Below are 16,753 nucleotides of genomic sequence, written 5' to 3'. Positions count from 1 at the left end.
CCATGCGGTTGGCCAGGGCGATCGCGGCCTGCCTGGGCTTCTTGCACGGAAGGATCTGCCACAGCCCGTCGTCCCTGCACGGGACTTGCGCAACGCCCTGGCCGAGACGGCAGGCGTATCTGTCGATCAAGCGTGACGAGGCCATGCCGCAGCGTGAGGCGGCGGAACGCGCTTCCATGCAGAGCCTTGAGGCCCTGCGCCGGGCTAACCAGGACTTCCTTGCGACTGAACAGGCCCGCAACAGCGCCACCGCCGAACAGCTGCGCCTGCAACGCGAGGTCGAGGCCGTGATGCGCCGGGCCGAGGAAGCGGGGGCAAGCATCACGCGGTCGGAGGCCGAGCGTCTGGCCCGCGCGGCGCTGGATGCCGATGGCGCCCGGTCGGGCAGCCGTGGCGGATCTGGGCGGTCTGGTCGCGCCTCGGGCGGTGCAGGGCGTGGGACTGCCGACGATGGCGAATTTGACAAGCTGATGGATCAGACCCGGCAACGGATCGCAGCCCTGGAAGCCGAGGACGCCGCACGCCGGATGCTTGACATTCAGGAACAGACCAAACGGGGCGCCGATGCGCTGGAGGATATCTTCGGTGCCGTGCTGCAAGGTTCCGACAATGCGCGGCAAGCGGTGATCCGGCTGCTGGCCGAGATTCCCCGCATTCGGATAATGCTTGCGCTGTTCGCGCTGCCCGGCTTCGGTTCGGTCGCAAGCGGCCTTGGCAATATCCTGACCCCGCCGACGATCCCCGGCTTTGCCAATGGCGGCCATCACGGTGGCGGCCTGCGCGTGGTCGGTGAACGCGACCCGGAGATCGAGGCGACCGGCCCGGCGCGCTATTGGACCGCCGACCAGACCAAACGCATGTTGAGCGGCTACAAGTTGGGCGGCGGGGGTGGTGGTGCAGGCGGCGGGACAACCCGCGTCAAAGTCGATCTGTCGCCCGATCTGATCGGCAAGGTGGTCGAAAACAGCCGGGAACAGACGGTCGAGATTGCCCACACGGCCCACGCCGACGTGCTGCGCGACATTCGCGTGATGCTGGACCAGCTTGGCGAAGTAGCCAGCAGTTTTGCTGGCAACTACGTGGCGGCCAATGGCAAGGCAAATCCCTGCTTTCATCTGCCCAAAGACCTGACCCTGACGCTTGTCTCGGGCTACAATGTGGTGTTGCGCAAGCGGATCATTGACCGTTGGCTTGAGCTGGAAGGGCAGGGGCGCCCCGCCGCTATCGACGTGCGCGATCCCGGCCAGCTTGCCCTGATCGCCAGCCAGCTGATCGAGGTCACGCAGGAACAGGCCAAGCAGACCGAGGCCATGCAAGGCACGGTTCAGGCCCATGAGCGCCTGAGCGAGGCGGGGGGCAGCTTCTGCATCAGCGATGCGGCCAAGACGCTGGGCATTGCGCCGGGAACCATGTTTGACTGGCTGCGCAACCATCGCTGGATCTTCAAGCGTGACGGATCCAAGGAGTGGACGGCCTATGCCGACCGGCTGGCGGCTGGCATGATGGAGCGTCGCGTGATCACTGGCACCCGCCCGGATGGCAGCGAGTGGATCGGCACCCAAGCCCGCATTACGGCGAAAGGGCTTTCCGCTCTGGCAAAGCTGATCGTGCCGACCGCCAAGCTGATCGGGGGACCGCGCAATGAACGCTGCCCTGACGAAACCCGCAACAGTCCGACGCCTTCCGCATGGGGTGCGCGACAGGCTGGCCCTGTTTGCCGAATGGACCGGCGCCCCGCTCTTTCCTGCCGATCAGGTGGTCGAGGAGTGCGACAGCGGCGACACCTTCACGGCCAGCTTCCTCCATTATCGCAGCGTTAACGGCGCATCCCTTGATTGGCTCTGGATTGGCGACGAGCGCGGCTTGGTCATCGGCTTCCACAACAACGCGAAAGGAATGCGCCAATAAACGAGAACGAGTGGGTGGCGAAAGTGTCCGGGCTTGTCAGCAGGCTGGATGCGACCGAGCAGATGATCTTCATGGTGGCCTTGCCGGCGCTGGCGAGCAAGGGGTTCACGGTCGATCAGTTCACCGAATGGGCTGGCCGCCGGATCGAGCGCCATCGCGCGGGCGAGGTGCTGCATCTGTCCGATCCTGAGACGGAGGTTGCCGCCTGATGAAGCGCCGCGCGGTTTATGGTGATCGTCCCCCGGCCTATCCTTCCAAGGAGGAACTGGCAGCCGAGCTTTGCTTTAGCGAAAGCACGGTGGACAGCCATGTATCGCGCGGCCTTTTGCCCAAGCCCCGCCGCATCGAAGGTTCGGTGCGGTGGTGCTGGGCAGAGGTCGAGGCCCATCTGGGCCTTGATGCGCAACAGGCGGCAGCGGCCAGCCCCTTCATCGAGGCGCTGCGCAATGCCACCTAAGATCAGCCTGCCACGGGGCGTTCATCGGGTCCGATCCCGTGGCAAGGATTACTGTTATTTCCAACCGGGGCGCGGGACAGATCATGCTGGCCCGCGCGTCAAACTTCCTGACGCCCCCGTTCCCCTGAGTTCTGGGCCGCGCTGCGGCAGGTGCAGGGCGCCCTGTGGCGACCGATACCATTGGCGCCCTGATTGACGCCTACATGGCCGCATGGCCCGGCCTGCGCCGAAAACTTGCCCCTTCCACGCAGGATCGATACCGCCGCTACCTGGAGGTCGTGCGGAGCATCTGGAGCAACCTGCCTGCCGAAGATCTGCATCCTGCTGACGTGGAGGCCCTTATGGAAAAGATCGGCGCGGAGAAGCCAGGCAGAGCGAACAACATCCTCTTTGCGCTTCGGGCGATGACTGGATCGGCGCGCAGGCCGCGTGGTCTGCTGGCGTCTGATCCGACGCACGGCGTTGGGGTGTTCCAGTCTGATGATGGACACAAACCTTGGACTGACGATCAGTTAGCGTTTGCCGAGAAGAACCTGACCGGCATGTTGCGGCGCGCGTTCTTCCTTTCGCGCTACACCGGCCAGCGGATCAGCGATGTGGTGCGCCTGGGCTGGACCGATGTTGACGGCGACACCCTGACATTGAGGCAGAAAAAGACAGGGGTGCAGCCGGTCTGTCCGATCTTCCCCGAGCTGGCCCGCGAAATGGCAACATGGGAGAAGCGGCCCGGCCCCTTCCTGCTGCAAGAGACCGGGAGGAACGCAGGCAAGCCTGTGACGACGAACCAGGACTGGAAGGTCTTTGAGGCGGCGCGCAAGGATCATGCAGAGCTGCGCCCCTGCGTCTGGCACGGCCTGCGCGCCAATGCCATGATCCGACTTCGGCAGGGCGGAATGACCGCCTTGCAGACAGCACGACCATCGGTCTGTCGGTCGAAATGGCCGAACGATACAGCCGCCACCGGGATCGGAAAGCGGCGGCCAAAGCGGTCTTCAAGGAGTTTTCGGGAGCGCAGCCTGTAAAATTCCGGAAAACTGGAAACCGGTTAGCCAAAAGAAGCAAAATCCTTGGGTCAGGGGACGAAATGCAGGATTCTGTTGCCAGGCTCCTGCGGGCCCCGCCTTGCGCTGCTAGGCACAAGGACTTGAGGTTTCGGTTACCCGAGCTGCTTACGCAGCCAGAGCGACCGGAGCACGGTTGTCGTTGGCAACTGTACAATTTGCACCGATATCGGTGGTAGCTCACCGGGACAAAGCAACCCCTTTAGACGTTCGTCGATCCTGTTTCGGCCCCATTATCCCCCAACGAAGGTCATCTGGTGGAGCCGCCGGGTACCGCCCCCGGGTCCGATCCGCTTATTACGAGCGCGTTTATGTCCATAGTCCGGGTCTCCCCGGACACATTCAACATAGGTCTGCACGCCCTCCGTTGCAAGAGGCACATATTTCATGGAAAATGATTCCAAACATGCAAATCATGGTGTGCGGCACGCGGCTGCGTTATCCCTCGGGGCAGGAGGATTCCATGCGATCACTGTTCCATCTTGCCATCCATGTCACCGATCTCGACGAGGCGCGCGCCTTTTACGGCGATATCCTGGGCTGCGCCGAGGGGCGCTCGGCTCCGACCTGGGTCGATTTCGACTTTTTCGGCCACCAGCTTTCGCTGCATCTGGGCCAGCCCTTCGCCACCGACCGCACCGGCCATGTGGGCGAGCATCGTGTGATGATGCCTCATTTCGGCGCCGTCCTGCCGCTGGAGGATTGGCTGGCTTTGGCCGACCGTCTGGCCGCGCATGGCATCGCCTTCGACATCCCGCCCGTCATCCGGTTTCAGGGCGAGCCGGGCGAGCAACGCACGATGTTCTTCACCGATCCCAGCGGCAATCCCATCGAGATCAAGGGCTTCCGCAACTGGCAAGGAGTCTTTGCCGCATGAGCGATTTCGTCATTTCCGCGCCTGAACGCCCCTTTGTGCCTGTCGCCGGCGGCGGGCGGTTTCCCGTGCGGCGCATCTTCTGCGTGGGGCGCAACTACGCCGACCATGCGCGCGAGATGGGCCATGACCCCGGCGATCCGTTCTTTTTCGGCAAACCCGCCGATGCGGTGCTGACCGGCGACGCCGACATGCCCTATCCGCCCGCAACCCGGGATCTGCATTTCGAGGCCGAACTGGTCGTCGCCCTCTCTGGCGGCGGGCGCGACATCGCGCCCGGGGATGCATCGGCGCTGATCTGGGGTCATGCGGCGGGGATCGACTTCACCCGCCGCGATCTTCAGGCCGAGGCCAAGGAGAAAGGCCGCCCCTGGGACATGGCCAAGGGGTTCGATCACTCGGCGGCTTGCGGGATGCTGCATCCGGTCGCTGAAGCCGGGCTGCTGGAAGCGGGCTTCATCCGGCTATCAGTTGACGGCGCCGTGCGTCAGCAAGGCGATCTGGCGCAGATGATCCTGCCGGTTCCGCAGATCATAGCGCATCTGTCGCGGCTGGTCGCGCTGGCACCGGGCGACCTGATCTATACCGGGACGCCCGCAGGCGTGGCCGCCTGCAACAAGGGTCAGACGCTGCTGGCCGAGATCGAGGGTCTGACCCCGCTGACCACCCGCATCGTCTGAGGACACGGCGCGCCGCCCCGTTCAGGGCGGCGCAGATGGTCACGCAGCAGCGCGGATCGCGGGTGCGTCGGTCTCGATCAGCGCGGCGTGAAGGGCGCGGATCGCGTCCTCCATCGCCTCGCGTTCGATGATGAACTGCACATCGACCTGGCGCGGTCCCTGGCTGGCGCCGATGGCGGACAGGCCCGCTTTGGCCAGCGCATTCAGCCCGCGGCTGAGGACCGGCAGCCCGTCCAGATCGCGCCCGACCGCCGCCACCATCGCCACCGCGCGCAGCCCGACCTGCGCCGAAGGATAGCGTTCCTCAAGTTCGCGGATCACGCGGCGCAGAAGCCCAAGACTGGCATCGACGTAATGCGTGATCGTATTCGCGTTCGAGACCTTGGACACGATGCGGACATTGTGCCGCGTCAGCACCTCGATGATGGCGGCGTCGTAGCCCTTGACCCCGACCATATCCTGCTCGAACAGTTCCAGCGCGTAAAGCGCCAGCCCGGTCACGATCTCGACCGCGGCGGCCTCGGCCGCGCAATCGTCGATCAGCGTGCCGGGATCGTCGGGCTGAAAGGCGTTGGTCACGCGCAACGCCACGCCGGATTGGCGCAGCGTCTTGGCGGCCCTGGGATGGATCGCTTCCATTCCCAGGTTGGACAATTGATCGGCCACGTCGTAATTCGTGCGCCCCAGCTTGCGGACCGCCTGTTCGCCCACCAGACGCGGATCGGCCGAGGACAGGTGAAACTCCTTGTGGATGATCGCCTCGCGCGCGCCGGTCAGCGCGGCCAGCCGCGAAAAGGTCACCTCGGAATAGCCCCGGTCGAATTCGCGCATCAGCCCTTCGCGGCATTGCGCATAGCCGGTGACGATGGGCATTTCGGTCATCGGATCGACCGCCGCCATGGCGCCGGTGATGCGGTCGTCCAGCGACATCTCGTCCTGATCGCGCCAGCCGGACAGGTCCACAAAGCGCGCCGCGATTCCCGCGCGTTGCAGCATCAATGTCGTGACAAAGGCCGAATGCGCCTCGCCCAGACCGGACAGCAATTCGCGCATCTGAAGCATGTGTTCCGACAGCCGGAAATGACCATGGGAACACAGCCGTTTCAGGTCGATCAGGCAATTGCGCGCCCCGTCCAGCCGGTCGCGCACGAAAGCGTCGGCGCGCTCGCGGTCGGCGGGGTGATCCAGAACGGCGGCATGAGCCGCGCGCATCGCCTCGGCCACGCGGTCCAGCGCCGCCAGCCAGCCGTGATCGCCCTCGCCGCCCGCAAAGGCGGCATGGACGCCCGGCTCGCCGGATTTCTTGTGTTCGAGCAGCAGGTTCGTGATGCCGCCAAAGGCCGAGACAACGAAGACGCGGCCATAGGGCGATTCGGGGTCGCGGATCAGCAGGCTATCGCGCAGCGCATGGATGCGCGACATGGTGGTGCCTCCGATCTTCTCGACGGTATGGCTGGACTTGGTCATGCGGTCTCCTCGGCGGGGGCGTAGCTTCCGTCCTCGCGGTGAACCTCGCGCCCCGTGACCGGGGGGTTGAAGCAGCAGGCCAGGACCAACGTTTCCTCGCAGCGCAGGACGTGCTTGTCGTGCTTGTCCAGCGCATACATCACCCCGGGCGAGATCGGATGCACCTCGCCCGTGGCCAGATCCTCGATCGAGCCCCTCCCCGAGATGCAATAGACACTTTCAAAGTGGTGCTTGTAGTGGAACATGTGCTCGGTCCCGCCGCCGATCGTGGTAATGTGGAAGGAAAAGCCCATCCCGTCATCGGCCAGCAGCATCCGGACCGAGTTCCAGTGCTTGTCGGAAACCGAGCGGTCGGTGTTCTTCAGGTCGTGGAAATTGCGAACGATCATGGCGTTACTCCGCAGCGATGGCGTTTTCGGACAGGGTGGCGCGGGTCGCGGCCTCAAGGATGTCGAAGCCCTTGTCGAACAGCGCGTCGGGCGTCGTCAGGGGGGCCAGAACCTTGACCACCTGATCCTGGTTGCCCGAGGTCTCGATGATCAGGCCGCCCTCGTAGGCGCGCGCGCAGATCGCGCCCGCCAGCTCGCCCGAGCCGACATCGACGCCGCGCATCAGCCCGCGGCCCTTCAGAAAGGCGCCGGGGATCAGTGCGGCGATGGTCCTCAGGCGGCGCTCGATCAGGGCGGCGCGGCGGATCAAATCGGCCTGGAAGGCGTCATCGGCCCAGAACTTCTCGATCGCCACGCGCGCGGTGACAAAGGCGTGGTTGTTGCCGCGGAAGGTGCCGTTATGCTCGGCCGGGCCGAAAACGTCATGCTGGGGACGCACCAGCACCATGGCCAGCGGCAGCCCGAAACCCGAGATCGACTTGGCCAGCGGCACCAGGTCGGGGGTGACGCCCATTTCCTCGAACGAGAAGAAGCGTCCCGTCCGACCGCAACCCGCCTGGATGTCGTCAATGATCAGCAGCGCGCCGTGGTCGCGCGCAATCTGCGCCACGCGGCGCACGAAATCCGACGACGCGGCGTTCAACCCGCCCTCGCCCTGCACCAGTTCCAGCATGATGGCGGCGGGGGCGTCGATGCCACCCGAGCGGTCTGCCAGCATCTGTTCCAGCAGCGCCGCGCTGTCCACGCCTTCGGCATAGCCGTCATAGGGCATCCGGGTGACGCCCTGCGTATCCATGCTGGCGCCGCCGCGATGATAGCCGTTCCCGGTCGCGGCCAGCGCGCCCATCGTCACGCCGTGAAAGCCGTTGGTGAAGGCGATGATGTTCGTGCGCCCCGTCACCTTGCGCGCCATCTTCATGGCGGCCTCGACGGCGTTGGCGCCGGTGGGGCCGGTGAACATGACGCGGTGATCCATGCCGCGCGGCGTCAGGATGTGCCGCTCGAAGGCGTCAAGGAACCGCGCCTTGGCGTCGGTGTGCAGGTCAAGGCCGTGCGCGATGCCGTTCCCGGCCAGATGCTCGATCAGCGCGGCCTTCATGTCAGGGTCGTTATGCCCGTAATTGAGCGATGAGCAGCCCGCCAGAAAGTCGATATGCTCGCGCCCCTCGGCGTCGCGCATGATCGAGCCCTGCGCGCTGGTGAACAGGGCCGGGATGCCGCGGCAATAGGAACGCGCAGAACTTTCGCGGCGGGCGAATATATCGGTGTCGTCAGTGTTCTGTGTCATGTCTTTGGGCATGTGATGTCCTTTCGCGGCGATGCCGCGTCTGAGGGGAATTGTTCAGGCGGCGCGCAGGGCGCTTGTGCGGCGCGCCGCCGGGGGCAGAGGGATCGTGACCAGATGCTCGGTCGCGTGCCGCCCAGCGAAATGCTCGGTGCGGGTGTAATGCGGGCGAGCGGTGATCTCGCCGCCCAGATGGCGGGCAAGGCTACGGAACAGCGCCCAGCTGGCCCGATTATCCCGCGTGATGGTGGTGCGGAGCTGGCGCGCATCGCGGCAGGCCTCGCGCCGGATCAGATCATGCAGCATCCGCCGCCCCAGCCCCAGCCCGCGCGCCTTGGGGCTGACGGCCACCTGCCAGATGAACAGCGCATCCTCGTTGGGGATCATATGGCCCGAGATCCAGCCAAGGATCTCGCCCTCGCGCTCGGCCAGGATGCAGGTGTCCGAGAAATGCTCGGCCTGCACGAGGTTGCAGTAAAGCGAATTCTCGTCCAGCGGCTTGCAGGCGCGGATCAGCGCCCAGATGGCGGGTCCGTCCGTCGGCTCGGGCTTGCGCAGCCGAAGGATGCGGTCGGTCCGGTCGTCAAGCGGCAGGTCTCGCGGCATGGGCTCTGTCCTCTATTGCTTAGTGATACTAAATAACTGGTGCGTGATCTGGTTTCAACCTTCTGCCGAAGGGCGGATGATCCCGTGCATTTTCAGCCGGTTTTCTGCGACCCGAACGGCTTCTGCAGCCTGCGCTGGCTGGGGATGCTTCGATTGGCAAAGAATCGCCAATGCGCGGCGAATTGCTTTGTGGGGTGAAGTGATGCTACAAGGCGGGATGAGTGACGCCATCCCCTTGGCGCGCACCGACGCGGCGCTGATCGCGCTGCGCCGCATCCTGCGCGCGACCGAACAATATGAACGCGAACTGGCGCAGGCGGTCGGGCTGACCCCGGCCAAGCTGCGCGTGCTTCAGATCCTGTCGGCCGAGACGGGCCGGCCGGCGCCGCCCTCGCGGCTGGCGGGGCGGATGGGGGTCAGCCAGGCCACGGTGACGGCCCTGGTCGATCAGCTGGAGACGCGCGGCTATGTGCTGCGCGAACGATCTGTCGCGGATCGGCGGCAATTGCTGGTCCGGCTGACCCAGGCCGGGGCCGAGGCTCTGGCCCAGGCTCCCGATGCGTTGCAGCAGAACTTCGTGCAGGGCTTTCAGGCCCTGCAGGATTGGGAACAGGCGATGCTGGTCGCCAGTCTGGAGCGGGTCGCGGCGATGCTGAATGCCAGCGGCATCGACGCATCGCCCGTCCTGACCCTGGGAGAGATCGGCCGCCCGCGCGGGTGATCCTGCCTCAGACCTTCAGGCCCCAGGGGCCGTGCGGGGCGTCCTGCCCGTCGAGGCGTTCAAAGCCGTGGGCGCCGAAGAAGTCGCGCTGCGCCTGGATCAGGTTCGCGGTGCCGCGTGCGGTGCGCGCCATGTCGAACCAGATCAGCCCTTGCGCCAAGGCGGGCAGGCCGTGGCCCGCCGCGATCCCCGCCGTCACGACCGCCCGCAGATCGGGAACGGCCCGGCGCAAGAGGTCCGCGAAGAAGGGCGCCATGACCAGGTTGCGCGACGGATCCTCGGCCAGGGCCTGGGCCATATCGTTCAGCATGGCCGAACGGATGATGCAGCCCGCCCGCCAGACGCGCGCGATCTGCGGCAGGTCCAGCGTCCAGCCGAAGCGGGCCGAGGCGGCCTCGATCATCGCGAAGCCCTGCGCATAGCAGAGGATCTTGCCCGCGATCAGCGCCTGTTCCAGCCGTTCGGGCGCGATAGAGACCGGACCGGGCGCTGCGCCGAACAGCGCCTGCCCGGCCTGGCGCTCGGGAAGCCGGGCCGAGAGGTTGCGAGCCATCACCGCGGCCTCGATGACCGGGATCGGGGCGCCGAGATGCTGTGCCTCGATCGCGGTCCAGCGGCCGGTGCCCTTCTGGCCGGCGCGGTCCAGGATCACGTCGGGCATGGCCTGACCGGTCAGAGGGTCGCGCGCGGCCGTCACGGCGGCAGAAATCTCGATCAGGTAGGATTGCAGCACGCCCCGGTTCCAGCGCGCGAACACCTCTGATATCGAGGCCGCGTCCTGCCCCATCCCGTCGCGCATCAGGCCGTAAACCTCGGCGATCATCTGCATATCGGCATATTCGATGCCGTTATGGACCATCTTGACGAAATGGCCTGCGCCCGCATCGCCCATCCGGGCGGCGCAGGGGGTGCCATCCTCGGCGCGGGCGGCGATGGCCTGCATGATCGGGGCGACGCGCGCCCAGTCCTCGGCCCGGCCCCCGCCCATGATTGCGGGACCATGGCGCGCGCCCTCCTCGCCGCCAGACACGCCCATGCCCAGAAAGCGGAACGGCAGCCCCGCCGCCGCCCGGCGGTTCGTGTCGTGGAAATCGGCATTACCCGCGTCGATGACCAGATCCTGGGAGTCCAGCAGCGGCGCAAGTGCCGCAATCTGGTCATCGACGGCCTGGCCCGCGGGCACCATCAGGATGATCGCGCGCGGGCTTTCGATCGAGGCGACCAGATCGGCCAGGCTTTCCGTCGGAATGATGCGCGGGGCCAGATCGCCCGCATCGGCATGAAAGCGGTGCGTGACTTCGGTCGTGCGGTTCCAGACCGCGATCCGGCCGGCCTTTTCGGCGATGTTCAGCGCCAGCGCCGCCCCCATCGTGCCCAAGCCGATCAGCCCGATTTCCGCCTTTCCCATCCTGGCAATCCCCCGCGTTTCGTTCCAGGCGTGTTTACGCTAACGACGGTGCGCTGTCACGGGGGCGCGTTCCGCGAAGCATCCGCGCGGGTCTCGGCCACGCGGATCAGGGTCTGAAGCCCGGTGGCCACATGGCGGCGTTCGTCGCCACTGACGCCCCAGACGTCAAGCTGGCAGATCGTCAGCCTGCGGCCCGGCTTGATGACACGGCCCGTCGCCTCGAGGTGATCGCCCTGCGCGGGACTGAGCAGATTCAGCTTGAACTCGACCGTCAGCACGTTGAAACCCGGTGGAAACAGCGTGAAGGCCGCATAGCCGCCCGCACTGTCGGCGATCGCCGCAGTGCCGCCCGCGTGGAAATAGCCGTTCTGCTGCGTCAGATGCGGGCCAGAGGGCAGATGCAGCGTCACGCAGCCTGGAGCGATGGCGGCGATGCGCGCACCCAGATGGGCCATCAGCCCCTGGGCCGCAAAGCTGGCCAGCAGGCGGGCGCGGATCTCGGGGGCGATGAGGTCGGTCAGGGCGGCCTCCATGGCAGAGTGGCGCAGTCTAGCGCGTATCCGCGCAGGCGGAAAGCGCAGCCCAATGCGAAACTGCCGGCAGGCCATGGCCGACCGGCAGTCCGCCGGACCCGAGGGCCCGGCCGATCCCCGCCGAAGGCAACATTGCAAGGCGAGGCCCGGGTTCCTGGCACTGACGTGCCACCTCTCACGGAACATCAAAGATGTGCCGCTGTGCCGCGCATATGAAAAGTCCGGGAAACCCCACCTCTTGTGCGGATCGGGACGCGGTCGGGGCTAGGGCTGCCCGTGCGACATGCGCTGGAACAATTCCTGCGCGACATGGGCCTGCAGGATGGCCTGAGCCGTTGTCTGCGCGCCAAGCGCCTCGCGGGCCAGACGCATGTGCTTTTCGACCGTGGCGGGTGTGACGCCAAGGATCGTGGCAATCTCGCTCACGGTCTTGCCGGCCGACCGCCATTCCAGCACCTCGCGCTGACGCGGCGTCAATAGCGGCTGGCCTTTGTTGCGCGGGATCGTGACCAGTCGCAGATGCGCGATAAGGCAGATCAGGACCGCCGCGCGCCCGCGTTCATGCCATGTCGTGTCCAGCTCCTCTTGCGTGGCGCCAAAACGCGGGTTCAGCAGAACCGCGCCCGACCAGCGCGTGACCTGCCCGCGCAGACTGACGACCCGGGCGGCCTCCAGCCCATGCTGGCGGGCAAGATCGAAATCAGGGGGGCGTATCGTGTCCCCCTGATTGACCTGGCGCAGATCGCGCAATGAAATCGTGCCGTCGTTCTGCGCAACCCAATCGGCCCATTGCGCAGAATGACCGGCCCGCGCACGCCGGGTCGCGTGCAGGATCGTCTCGGGAATATTCGTGATCAGCACTTCATGGGGGCTTCCCGCTTGCCCGGGCAAGGCCGGCAGGAAGCGTGCGGTATAAAGGACGTTCTTGAAACCCTGGTCGGCCATCGCCTCAAGAAAGACGCGGCCGAGCGTGTCGATGTCAGAGGCGCGGGCGATCCTCAGCAAGCTGTCGATGGGCATGAAATCTCGACTTCAGACTTCAATATATCTATCGCAATAGTGTCATTGGTAGTCCGGTCTCTGCACATGCCAAGAGAAAACTTGGGTTGCGATGAAGAAAATCCCCGGGCGTTGCTGGACGGTGGCCGGACCATCATGGCAATGATGCGGGCGCAGCAACACGGGCAGAGGGCCTTGGACATGCCATTCACAGTCGCCATCGACGGGCCTGCGGCCTCGGGCAAGGGCACGATCGCACGGGCGATCGCGCGGCATTTCGGGTTTCACCACCTGGATACGGGGCTGCTTTACCGCGCGACCGGCGTCCTTGGCGGCGATCCGGTCGAAGCCGCGCGCGCCCTGACTCCGGCGGATATCGAGCGCGATGATCTGCGCAGCGCCCATGCCGGGCAGGCCGCAAGCCGCGTCGCCGCCATCCCCGAAGTGCGCGCCGCGCTGGTCGATTTCCAGCGCCGTTTCGCGTTACAAGAGCCGGGGGCGGTGCTGGACGGGCGCGATATCGGCACGGTGATCTGTCCGGGTGCGGCGCTGAAGCTTTACGTCGTGGCCTCGGACGAGGTGCGCGCAGCGCGGCGCGCGGCCGAGCTGGGCGCCGATCCCGCCCTGATGCTGGACGAACTGCGCGAGCGCGACGCCCGCGACATGGCCCGTGCGACCGCGCCCCTGCGTCCTGCCGAAGATGCCGTCCTGCTGGATACGAGCGAACTCAGCATTGATGAAGCCATCGCGCGCGCCATTGCGGAGGTTGCGCGGGTCCGGTCCGGTTGACGAAGCCACCGCAGCATCCTGGCCTGAACGGGGTCAGGGGGCGATGATCTCGAACCGGTTCACGTCAACCATGCCGCGATCGGTGATCTTCAGCGCGGGAATGACCGGCAAGGCCAGGAAGGCCAGTTGCAGGAAAGGCTCCTGAAGCGGGGTTCCCAGGCTTCTTGCCGCGGCGCGCAGGGCGATCAGGTTCCGGTGGACGGTCTCGAACGGATCGAGGCTCATCAGCCCCGCGACGGGCAAGGGCAGTTCCGCAAGGATCAGTCCGCCCTGGGCCACGACGAATCCGCCCTCGATCTGGGTCAGGCGGTTGGCGGCCAGCGCCATGTCGGCGTAATCGGCGCCGACCACAGCGATGTTGTGGTGATCGTGGCAGACGGTCGAGGCGATGGCGCCGCGCTTGAGCCCGAAGCCGCGCACGAAGCCTGTGGCGATGTTGCCGTTTCGCCCGTGCCGTTCGATCACCGCGATGCGGCAGAGGTCGCGGACCGGGTCGGGTCGCTTGTCGCCATCCTCGGGCGGGATGTCGATGGTCAGGTGTTCGGTGATGATCTTGCCCTCGATGATGCCGATCACCGGGGTCTGGACGCGGTTGCCGGTGGCGCGAAAATCCTGCGGCGTCAGTCTCGGCGCCCGAACCGAGGCGCGGGCCATGGGCGCAAGCGCGGGGCGGGCAGCAAAGGCCGCGTCATCGACCACGCGCCCGCCCGCAAGGACCAGCCGCGCCCGGCAGGTCGTCAGATCGTCCAGCGCCACGATGTCGGCCCGCAGTCCCGGCGCGATCAGGCCGCGATCCTTCAGCCCGAACGCCTCGGCCGCCGACAGCGATGCGGCGCGATAGGCGGCCAGCGGTGATGTGCCAAGCGCGATCAGGCGGCGGATCATGTGGTCCAGATGCCCGTCTTCGGCGATGTCCAGCGGGTTGCGGTCATCCGTGCAGAGGCACAGATAGGGGCTGGTCGTCTCGGTCAGGATCGGGGCCAGCGCATCCAGATCCTTGCTGACCGAGCCTTCGCGGATCAGCACGCGCATCCCCTTGCGCAGCTTTTCCAGCGCCTCGGCGGCGGTCGTCGCCTCATGCTCGGTGCGGATGCCCGCGGCGATATAGGCGTTAAGATCGCGGCCCGTCAGCTGCGGGCAATGGCCGTCGATATGGCCCCCCTGAAACAGGCGCAGCTTGGCCATGACGGCGGGGTCGCGGTGAATCACGCCGGGATAGTTCATGAATTCGGCCAGACCGATGGCCGAGGGGTGGCCCATCACCCTTGCCAGATCGGCGGCCTCGATCCGCGCACCGGCCGTTTCCATCCCGGTCGAGGGCACGCATGAGGAAAGCTGCACACGCAGATCCATCAGCAGACATTCCGATGCTGCCTGGAACCAGCGGATGCCCTCGAGGCCCACGACGTTCGCAATTTCGTGCGGGTCGCAGATCGCGGTGGTCACGCCGCGCGGCGTCACGCAGCGGTCGAATTCATGCGGCGTGATCAGGCTGCTTTCGACATGCAGATGCGTGTCGATGAAGCCCGGCACCAGCGTCAGGCCCGCCGCGTCGATGACCCGCGCGCCGTCATAACGACCGATCCCTGCGATCCGGTCGCCCGCGACAGCGACATCGCCCGGCATCATCGTGCCGGTGATCAGGTCAAGAACCTGCCCGCCCCGCAGCACGATATCGGCGGGCGCGTCCCCTCGGGCGATGGCGATGCGGCGCTCCAGATCATCCATCCGGTTCTCCTGTCCGTTTGCAAAACATGGTGATGTTGATGACTTCTTTTCCCCGATGGCATCGCGGTGCGCCATGCTGATGCTGACATCGAACAACAAAGGGAACGGGAGTCATCCACACCAAGATTACAACACTCGGGATCAATCTGGCCAAGTCGGTATTTCAGCTCCACGGCGTCATTGCTGCGGGACAGGTAGTGCTGAGAAATCGGCTGCGCCGAACCCAGGCTCTGGACGTCATGGCTGAGCGACTTGGTAATCTTCCCATGGCTAAGGGGATGCGGAAGTGTATTTTCTTGGCAGGATGAACGAGGAGCTTCCGATGAAGAAGAGCCGTTTCACGGAAGCCCAGATCATGGGCGTGCTGCGCCAGTCCGAGGGCGGGATGCCTTTGCCCGCGCTGTGCCGCGCGCATGGGATCAGCAGCGCGACGTTTTGCAAGTGGTGCGCCAGATATGGCGGCATGGATGCGTCCATGATGAGCCAGAGTGAGCGGTGAACGCCACTGATGGTGTGGATGGCCCCGCTTGCGGCATCGCGATATGCCAAATCGGGTGCCAGTGCGGTCACCACTCGAGGGGAGCCATCCATGGAGCGGCCTGTCACCATCGGCATCGCTCTGGCGAAGAACGTGTTTGAGGATCCGAACGGCAATGATCGATCCGGTGGATCGATCATTGCGAAGGACGCGTGGGCGCGGGCGGACAGGTCGTCCTGCGGCGAAAGCTGCGGCGGGCGCAGATGCTGGTATTCTTCAGCCGCCTGTTGCCCTGCCTGAACGGGATGGAAGCCTGTGCAGGGGCGCGTCACCGGGTGCGAGAGCGCGGCGCACTTGGCCATGAGGTGCGGCTGATGGCGCCGTCCTGGGTCAAGACCTGCGTCAAACGGGAAAAGACCGATCAGGCGGATGCCGGGGCGATCTGCGAAGCGGTCACCTGGCCGGCCATGCGCTTCGTGCCGGTGAAATCGGCCGAGCGGCAGGCGGCGCTGGGGGACCACAAGACCCGCGTTCGCCAGCCGACCCAGACCGTGAACAATCCGCGCGCACATCGCCGAGTTCGGCATCGTGGTGCCCAAGCGCATCCAGAACGTCGGCCGGCTGCTGAACACGGCAGAGGAGGCGCCTGAGGCCGCCCGGCCCGCGCTCGCGCTTCTGGCCGCGCAGCTCCGCGATATCCGCACCCGTCGCCGAGGTGACGAAGCGCATCGAGGCGCGCCAGGCCAAGGATGCGCTGGCGCGGCGGCTCGCCACCATCCCAGGCATCGGCGCGTTGACCGCCAGCGCGCTGGCGGCGACCAAGCCGCAGGTCGATGCCTTCCGCTCTGCACGCAATTACGCGGCCTGGCTTGGCGTGCGGTCCGTCACTCGGACGGATCGGGTTCCGGCCCGCACCGTCGAAGCCGCACTCGACAGGTGGCAAGGAACGGCTGGGCCGGATCTCGAAGGCCGGGAACCGGTATCGCGGCGGCTCCTGTTTCTCGGCGCCATGGCCCCGATCAGCGCACGCCGAGGTCGGAAGCAGGGCGAGGACTAGCGCTTGGCCGCGTGCTTGAACCGGTGGCGCACGCGGCCGCGCCGAATGCTGCTGAGAAAACGCCAAAGGCCGCCGCTATCGCGTTGGCCAACCGCATGGCGCGAGCGGTCTGGGCGCTGATCGGAAGCGGAGAAAGCTACCGGGTCAACCCGGCCTGACGGAACGCGCCGGCCCGCAAGGCCGGCCAAGAGACGGTGAGGCGGAACGTGAGGTGATGGCACACGGACGGCGAGACGGGGTCGTTTCCCCGCCGGTGGTGTAGCTGACGGGTAGCCCCGCTGGCCGCACGCGCGCTTTCCCATAGCGCCGTAGC

At 66.1% G+C, this 16,753-nt stretch carries 16 protein-coding genes, 1 other RNA gene and 2 pseudogenes; 10 read left to right on the top strand and 9 right to left on the bottom strand.

Annotation, left to right across the window (positions count from 1 at the left end; genetic code table 11):
- From KY389_RS14650 to KY389_RS14635, 4 genes are all read left to right on the top strand, one after another.
- The coding region (locus KY389_RS14650) for a phage antirepressor KilAC domain-containing protein (RefSeq protein ID WP_219831714.1) at window positions 1–1,820 on the top strand (1,820 nt) is incomplete at its 5' end.
- Between the two features lie 102 nt (window positions 1,821–1,922).
- Complete coding sequence (locus tag KY389_RS14645) at window positions 1,923–2,117, top strand: hypothetical protein (protein ID WP_219831713.1); 195 nt, start codon at window positions 1,923–1,925, stop codon at window positions 2,115–2,117.
- A complete protein-coding gene (locus KY389_RS14640) occupies window positions 2,117–2,365 on the top strand; it encodes a helix-turn-helix transcriptional regulator (protein ID WP_219831712.1) in 249 nt (82 codons plus the stop codon). The genes KY389_RS14645 and KY389_RS14640 overlap by 1 nt, the downstream gene beginning before the upstream one ends.
- 164 nt (window positions 2,366–2,529) lie before the next feature.
- Entirely contained in the window at window positions 2,530–3,387 is an 858-nt protein-coding gene (locus tag KY389_RS14635; RefSeq protein WP_219831711.1) for a tyrosine-type recombinase/integrase, read from the top strand.
- A 61-nt stretch (window positions 3,388–3,448) separates the two neighbouring features.
- On the opposite strand, the gene ssrA is transcribed toward KY389_RS14635, so the two are convergent.
- Window positions 3,449–3,803, bottom strand: a transfer-messenger RNA (tmRNA) gene (ssrA, locus tag KY389_RS14630).
- Between the two features lie 86 nt (window positions 3,804–3,889).
- Between ssrA and KY389_RS14625 the strand changes: the two genes are divergently transcribed.
- Together KY389_RS14625 and KY389_RS14620 are read left to right on the top strand one after the other, a co-directional pair.
- Window positions 3,890–4,303, top strand: a complete 414-nt coding sequence (locus KY389_RS14625) for a VOC family protein (RefSeq protein WP_219831716.1) — start codon at window positions 3,890–3,892, stop codon at window positions 4,301–4,303.
- Window positions 4,300–4,980, top strand: coding sequence for a fumarylacetoacetate hydrolase family protein (locus KY389_RS14620; protein WP_219831710.1), 681 nt, complete (start codon window positions 4,300–4,302; stop codon window positions 4,978–4,980). Before KY389_RS14625 ends, KY389_RS14620 begins: the two co-directional genes overlap by 4 nt.
- A 39-nt stretch (window positions 4,981–5,019) precedes the next feature.
- On the opposite strand, the gene KY389_RS14615 is transcribed toward KY389_RS14620, so the two are convergent.
- Genes KY389_RS14615 through ectA form a run of 4 tightly spaced genes read right to left on the bottom strand, consistent with a single transcriptional unit; the run spans window position 5,020 to window position 8,727 of the window.
- Window positions 5,020–6,447: an aspartate kinase gene (locus tag KY389_RS14615; protein WP_219831709.1), complete on the bottom strand. Its 1,428-nt coding sequence runs from the start codon at window positions 6,445–6,447 to the stop codon at window positions 5,020–5,022.
- Window positions 6,444–6,836 carry an ectoine synthase gene (locus KY389_RS14610; protein WP_219831708.1) on the bottom strand — a complete coding sequence of 131 codons (393 nt, stop codon included), beginning with the start codon at window positions 6,834–6,836 and terminating at the stop codon, window positions 6,444–6,446. The genes KY389_RS14615 and KY389_RS14610 overlap by 4 nt, the downstream gene beginning before the upstream one ends.
- Before the next feature lie 4 nt (window positions 6,837–6,840).
- A complete protein-coding gene (ectB, locus tag KY389_RS14605) occupies window positions 6,841–8,136 on the bottom strand; it encodes a diaminobutyrate--2-oxoglutarate transaminase (protein ID WP_219831707.1) in 1,296 nt (431 codons plus the stop codon).
- Between the two features lie 42 nt (window positions 8,137–8,178).
- Window positions 8,179–8,727 carry a diaminobutyrate acetyltransferase gene (ectA, locus tag KY389_RS14600; RefSeq protein WP_219831706.1) on the bottom strand — a complete coding sequence of 183 codons (549 nt, stop codon included), beginning with the start codon at window positions 8,725–8,727 and terminating at the stop codon, window positions 8,179–8,181.
- Window positions 8,728–8,944: 217 nt separating this feature from the next.
- Between ectA and KY389_RS14595 the strand changes: the two genes are divergently transcribed.
- Window positions 8,945–9,448 carry a MarR family winged helix-turn-helix transcriptional regulator gene (locus KY389_RS14595; protein WP_219831705.1) on the top strand — a complete coding sequence of 168 codons (504 nt, stop codon included), beginning with the start codon at window positions 8,945–8,947 and terminating at the stop codon, window positions 9,446–9,448.
- Window positions 9,449–9,455: 7 nt separating this feature from the next.
- On the opposite strand, the gene gndA is transcribed toward KY389_RS14595, so the two are convergent.
- The 3 genes from gndA to KY389_RS14580 all read right to left on the bottom strand — a co-directional run bounded on the left by gndA (window position 9,456) and on the right by KY389_RS14580 (window position 12,409).
- Window positions 9,456–10,856 carry an NADP-dependent phosphogluconate dehydrogenase gene (gene gndA / locus KY389_RS14590; RefSeq protein ID WP_219831704.1) on the bottom strand — a complete coding sequence of 467 codons (1,401 nt, stop codon included), beginning with the start codon at window positions 10,854–10,856 and terminating at the stop codon, window positions 9,456–9,458.
- 56 nt (window positions 10,857–10,912) lie between these two features.
- On the bottom strand, window positions 10,913–11,389 hold the full coding sequence (locus KY389_RS14585) for a PaaI family thioesterase (protein ID WP_246588167.1): 477 nt from the start codon (window positions 11,387–11,389) through the stop codon (window positions 10,913–10,915).
- 264 nt (window positions 11,390–11,653) lie between these two features.
- Entirely contained in the window at window positions 11,654–12,409 is a 756-nt protein-coding gene (locus KY389_RS14580) for a helix-turn-helix transcriptional regulator (protein WP_219831703.1), read from the bottom strand.
- A 180-nt stretch (window positions 12,410–12,589) separates the two neighbouring features.
- Here KY389_RS14580 and KY389_RS14575 point away from each other — a divergent pair, with 180 nt between their 5' ends.
- A complete protein-coding gene (locus KY389_RS14575) occupies window positions 12,590–13,177 on the top strand; it encodes a (d)CMP kinase (RefSeq protein ID WP_219831702.1) in 588 nt (195 codons plus the stop codon).
- Window positions 13,178–13,210: 33 nt separating this feature from the next.
- On the opposite strand, the gene ade is transcribed toward KY389_RS14575, so the two are convergent.
- Window positions 13,211–14,905 carry an adenine deaminase gene (gene ade / locus KY389_RS14570; protein ID WP_219831701.1) on the bottom strand — a complete coding sequence of 565 codons (1,695 nt, stop codon included), beginning with the start codon at window positions 14,903–14,905 and terminating at the stop codon, window positions 13,211–13,213.
- A gap of 322 nt (window positions 14,906–15,227) precedes the next feature.
- Here ade and KY389_RS14565 point away from each other — a divergent pair.
- Window positions 15,228–15,392: pseudogene (locus tag KY389_RS14565) on the top strand (transposase); the annotation flags it as partial.
- A gap of 173 nt (window positions 15,393–15,565) precedes the next feature.
- Window positions 15,566–16,598: pseudogene (locus tag KY389_RS14560) on the top strand (IS110 family RNA-guided transposase).
- The last annotated feature ends 155 nt before the right edge of the window (window positions 16,599–16,753 follow it).

The sequence above is a fragment of the Paracoccus bogoriensis genome (genome assembly GCF_019431455.1).
In the GTDB taxonomy this organism is placed as follows: Bacteria; Pseudomonadota; Alphaproteobacteria; order Rhodobacterales; family Rhodobacteraceae; genus Paracoccus; species Paracoccus bogoriensis.
The sequence above is the reverse complement of the archived record's forward strand: the minus strand, read 5'-3'. Positions and strand labels throughout refer to the sequence as shown.

Coding starts and splice junctions, on each gene's coding strand:
- ade (WP_219831701.1), bottom strand. CDS start 14,905: ATGGATGATCTGGAGCGCCGCATCGCCATCGCCCGAGGGGACGCGCCC.
- KY389_RS14575 (WP_219831702.1), top strand. CDS start 12,590: ATGCCATTCACAGTCGCCATCGACGGGCCTGCGGCCTCGGGCAAGGGC.
- KY389_RS14610 (WP_219831708.1), bottom strand. CDS start 6,836: ATGATCGTTCGCAATTTCCACGACCTGAAGAACACCGACCGCTCGGTT.
- KY389_RS14625 (WP_219831716.1), top strand. CDS start 3,890: ATGCGATCACTGTTCCATCTTGCCATCCATGTCACCGATCTCGACGAG.
- KY389_RS14580 (WP_219831703.1), bottom strand. CDS start 12,409: ATGCCCATCGACAGCTTGCTGAGGATCGCCCGCGCCTCTGACATCGAC.
- KY389_RS14595 (WP_219831705.1), top strand. CDS start 8,945: ATGAGTGACGCCATCCCCTTGGCGCGCACCGACGCGGCGCTGATCGCG.
- ectB (WP_219831707.1), bottom strand. CDS start 8,136: ATGCCCAAAGACATGACACAGAACACTGACGACACCGATATATTCGCC.
- gndA (WP_219831704.1), bottom strand. CDS start 10,856: ATGGGAAAGGCGGAAATCGGGCTGATCGGCTTGGGCACGATGGGGGCG.
- KY389_RS14615 (WP_219831709.1), bottom strand. CDS start 6,447: ATGACCAAGTCCAGCCATACCGTCGAGAAGATCGGAGGCACCACCATG.
- ectA (WP_219831706.1), bottom strand. CDS start 8,727: ATGCCGCGAGACCTGCCGCTTGACGACCGGACCGACCGCATCCTTCGG.
- KY389_RS14640 (WP_219831712.1), top strand. CDS start 2,117: ATGAAGCGCCGCGCGGTTTATGGTGATCGTCCCCCGGCCTATCCTTCC.
- KY389_RS14620 (WP_219831710.1), top strand. CDS start 4,300: ATGAGCGATTTCGTCATTTCCGCGCCTGAACGCCCCTTTGTGCCTGTC.
- KY389_RS14585 (WP_246588167.1), bottom strand. CDS start 11,389: ATGGAGGCCGCCCTGACCGACCTCATCGCCCCCGAGATCCGCGCCCGC.